Source organism: Psychrobacter sp. ENNN9_III (assembly GCF_001462175.1).
Taxonomy (GTDB): domain Bacteria; phylum Pseudomonadota; class Gammaproteobacteria; order Pseudomonadales; family Moraxellaceae; genus Psychrobacter.
On the sequence record NZ_LNUO01000117.1, the window covers coordinates 1 to 3,938 of the forward strand.

The 3,938-nt window shown below is 41.1% G+C and carries 3 protein-coding genes; 2 read left to right on the plus strand and 1 reads right to left on the minus strand.

Features of this window, described 5'->3' with window-relative positions:
- Positions 1 to 53: 53 nt before the first annotated feature.
- Positions 54 to 953: a bifunctional methylenetetrahydrofolate dehydrogenase/methenyltetrahydrofolate cyclohydrolase FolD gene (gene folD / locus PENNN9_RS07295; RefSeq protein ID WP_058369042.1), complete on the minus strand. Its 900-nt coding sequence runs from the start codon at positions 951 to 953 to the stop codon at positions 54 to 56.
- A gap of 1,008 nt (positions 954 to 1,961) precedes the next feature.
- On the opposite strand from folD, the gene PENNN9_RS07300 reads away from it, so the two are divergent.
- Together PENNN9_RS07300 and PENNN9_RS13090 are read left to right on the plus strand one after the other, a co-directional pair.
- Positions 1,962 to 3,605 carry a sodium:solute symporter family protein gene (locus tag PENNN9_RS07300; RefSeq protein WP_319822894.1) on the plus strand — a complete coding sequence of 548 codons (1,644 nt, stop codon included), beginning with the start codon at positions 1,962 to 1,964 and terminating at the stop codon, positions 3,603 to 3,605.
- Positions 3,606 to 3,757: 152 nt separating this feature from the next.
- A partial coding sequence (locus PENNN9_RS13090) for a hypothetical protein (RefSeq protein ID WP_058369044.1) occupies positions 3,758 to 3,938 on the plus strand: 181 nt, incomplete at its 3' end.

Below are 3,938 nucleotides of genomic sequence, written 5' to 3' on the forward strand. Positions count from 1 at the left end.
ACATGGTTAGCCCTTTTTTATACTTTCTAAATTTTTTAGCGCATTGGCCTTATTTATAAACCTGCTGACTTTTCAGCAGCTTCCACCGTTTGACGAATCAATGTATTGATAGTCATTGGACCTACGCCACCTGGAACGGGCGTATAAGCACTAGCGATATGCTCAATACCTTGTAATTCGATGTCACCGACACCGCCATTATCGGTTGGATGAAAACCTGCATCGACGACCACAGCCCCTTTTTTGATCCATTCTGCTTTGATCAGCTCAGGTACACCTACGGCTCCAACGACAATATCAGCACGCTTAATATGCGCAGCCAAATCCTGTGTTTTTGAATGGCACATGGTTACTGTACAGTTGGCATTTAATAGCATCATCGCCATTGGTTTACCCAAGATGGCACTACGCCCTACGACCACTGCCTCCAAACCTGCAAGCTCTATATTATAGTGTTCCAATAAATGCATGATGCCTTGCGGCGTACATGAACCATAAGCAGACTGCTGCATCGCCATACGACCAAACCCAAGACAAGTGACCCCATCGACGTCTTTTGCCAAATCAATCTGCTCAAAGCATGCACGCTCATCAACATGATCAGGAACGGGATGCTGTAGCAATATACCATGGACATCTGGATTGTTATTAAGTTCATCTATCTTGGCTTTGAGCTGCTCTGTGGTCGTCGTACTTGGCATCTCAACTCGAATTGAATCCATACCGACGCGCTTACAGGCATTACCTTTCATACGCACATAAGTGGCAGAGGCAGGATCATCACCAACCAATATCGTTGCCAAACTTGGCGTACGACCAGTCTTCTCTTTGAGAGTATCAACGCGTGTACGCAACTCTTGCTCTATTTGCTTAGCAAGTGCTTTGCCGTCTAATAATGTGGCAGATTGATTATCTGACGTCATCGTCGTCTTAGTTGACGAGGCATTTGACATGGTAACTCCAATAAATAAAGCAATAAATAAGAGGGAAACAGTGTCGGCCATTATTTTGCTCAGTAAACACAGGAGAGCAGTGGCTTACTATGAGCGTATATATCCCGCATTTTGCACATCATCAGGACAATTGAGGTAGCAATTATGCTAATAAACTCCTTAAAAAGCAGACACTGTAGTAAGCAAGGTATTGTACCTATTTTGCGACTAAAATCCCAGTCATCAATCAGTATTGCTTCTCAGATGTTGTAAATTCTCTGATAACTCTTATAAGAAATATTGACGTAGATAAAATTATCACTTACGACCAAAACTTGGCCGTCACCCACTATTAAACCATAAGATTATTCATAAACTTGAGATTTGAGGGTTATTAGTGTTACTCTTGTGGCACGTAAATGTTACTTATATTTAACATGGATGTCGTTTTATTTGTAAGTTTTATTGGTGAATAGTATAGAACGTTAGTTTTAGACTTATGCAGCGTCAAACACTATTCACTCGTTTTTCACATGCTATTGGCTAGTATTTTATTTAGTCAACTTGCTTATAGCGGTTAAATGGCTCTCACATCATTAATATGTTCAAAGTTTAAATGTTACTAAGAAAAGATTTTGCATAAAAAATGAGTGCCAACTTTAGCTGTCTATGTCTGATACGAAGTATTGGTTATTATTTCGTGTTCGTTAGTACTTTATTAACAAGTACTTATCCGTAACATCTACTATGACATGCGACTGTATGAGCGTGATGGTAACTCCATTATTAGACGCCAGTCATTATGGGGGCTACTGTTTACTGTGCCCCATATTGTTTGACGTTTGGTTCTTGGTATATAGCTTCTTCATCGCATGTTTTGCTGACTGACTGTTAACGAAACAACAGATTTGTGTGGCAATAGCAGTATCAGTCTGATTACTCAATTCATAATTAGTTGGGACTATAAAGCGTAGTACCAACTTTTTTTATCTAAAACAATCGCGAGGTATGAATTTGAAAACTGAGTCATTGTTCCAATTTTCATCGTTGACTATTATTTTATTGTTGTTAGCGTTTTATGGTGGCACCTATTTATTATCATTGTTAATTAAAAAGGACAAAGAGACGACGTCAGGCTTTATGGTCGCAGGTCATGGTGTCGGCTTTGGTATGGGTGCAGCCAGTATGACTGCCACCTGGATTTGGGCAGCATCATTTTATGCCGCAGCCACTTCTGGCTATAAATATGGCGTATCAGGGCCGATACATTATGGCTTTTGGGGCGCGCTGATGATTTTATTCATCTACCCTTTTGGTATGCGCTTTCGTGAGCTTGCGCCCGATGGTCATACGTTAGGTGAGCTTATTCACGCCCGCCATGGCTCATCAAGCCAATTAATTTTAGCCATATCTAACCTTATGGGCAGCTTAATTAGCTTGATGGTCAATTTCACTGCGGCTGGGGCGTTGGTGTCCGTATTATCACCGTTATCGTTCCAAACAGGTGTGATGATCGCGGGTGTCGGGGTACTGAGCTATACTCTAACTTCAGGGTTTCGTGCCTCTGTCTTTACTGACTTTGCCCAATTAGTTGCGCTTATGGCCATTGGTATCGTTATTATCCCAGCAGTATTGTTTGCAATGGGTGGACCCGAAGTTATGGTAAGCGGTCTATCCAAGTTGACGCTTGAGCAGCAGAACTTCTTTTCGTCTGAAGCCTTTTTCCAACAAGGTGCGCCTTATTTCGTTGCCGTATTGGCTTATGCTATCGGTAATCAAACCATTACGCAGCGCTTATTTGCGATTGATAAAACCAAGATTAAAGCCACATTCGTTACTGCCACAGTTGGCTATGCAGGCATCGTCATCGGTCTTGGTATGATTGGTTTGATGGCCTTAACCATTGGTATCGAACCTCTTGATGGCAATATGAACAACTTGATCCCGCAAATGGTCAGTACTTATTTGCACCCTGTATTTATCGCCCTATTCTTTATCTTAGTCATTGGCTCGTTATCATCAACTGCTGATTCGGATTTGTCGGCATTATCGACCATTATGATGGCAGATGTATACGGTAAAAACATCGCTAGAGGTAAAGTCAAACCTAAGACCATGATGCTAGTTGGTCGTAGTACGATGATCATTGCTACCGCTCTCGGTCTAATCTTTGCTAGCTTCAAGCTAGATATTTTAGTGATGCTGGTTTTCGTAGGTGCCTTATGGGGTGCTATTGTCTTCCCTGTAATCGCTAGTGTGTTTTGGAGTCGCGTGACCAATACTGCTTTTACCTCCGCTGTCATTATCGGTTTGCTGTTTTTCTGCATTGCTCGCTTTGAGCTTTTGCCGATCACTGGTTACACAGCTTTATTTTTTGAAGTATTGGCAAGTGTTGGCGCCGCAGTCGTGATTGGACTAATGGTATTTGGCTTCTTAGGCCGTAAAATCGGTATGTTAGCGGCAGCCATTACGCTGGTATTGATGCTCATCTTCGCTACTGGCTTCTTACGTCAATATATGGTCTTACTCGCCTCACTAACGGCTTATGGTGCTAGTACCATCGTCTGTGTAGTCGTCAGCTTGATGGGTAATGAACGTTTTGATTTTGATCTGATCAAAGAGCGTGTTGGTAATTATGATAAAAAAGCTAAAGATCAAAGAGCGTGTTGGTAATTATGATAAAAAAGCTAAAGTAACAAAAGCATCAAATGCGAAAGTATAGATCATCTTAGGTAATGATGGTTAGGCAACGATGGTCGGTAGATAGATAGCTGACCGTTGATTGCTTTTAAATACCATATTTATAAATACTATAAGGAGATATCATGGACAACGTCTTTATTTATGGCTTATATATTTTAATTTGGCCTGCGATTACGCTTGGTGTACTGGTTTTGATTTGTACTGCAACTTATCGTGACGTCAAAAAAGTACTGCAACTTATCGTGACGTCAAAAAAGCCAAACGCAATAACAAAGACATCTTATAGACAGATTATTAGACAAA

Bases quoted from the DNA above. Each gene is read 5' to 3' on its own strand.
- folD (WP_058369042.1), bottom strand. From the start codon at position 953: ATGTCAAATGCCTCGTCAACTAAGACGACGATGACGTCAGATAATCAA.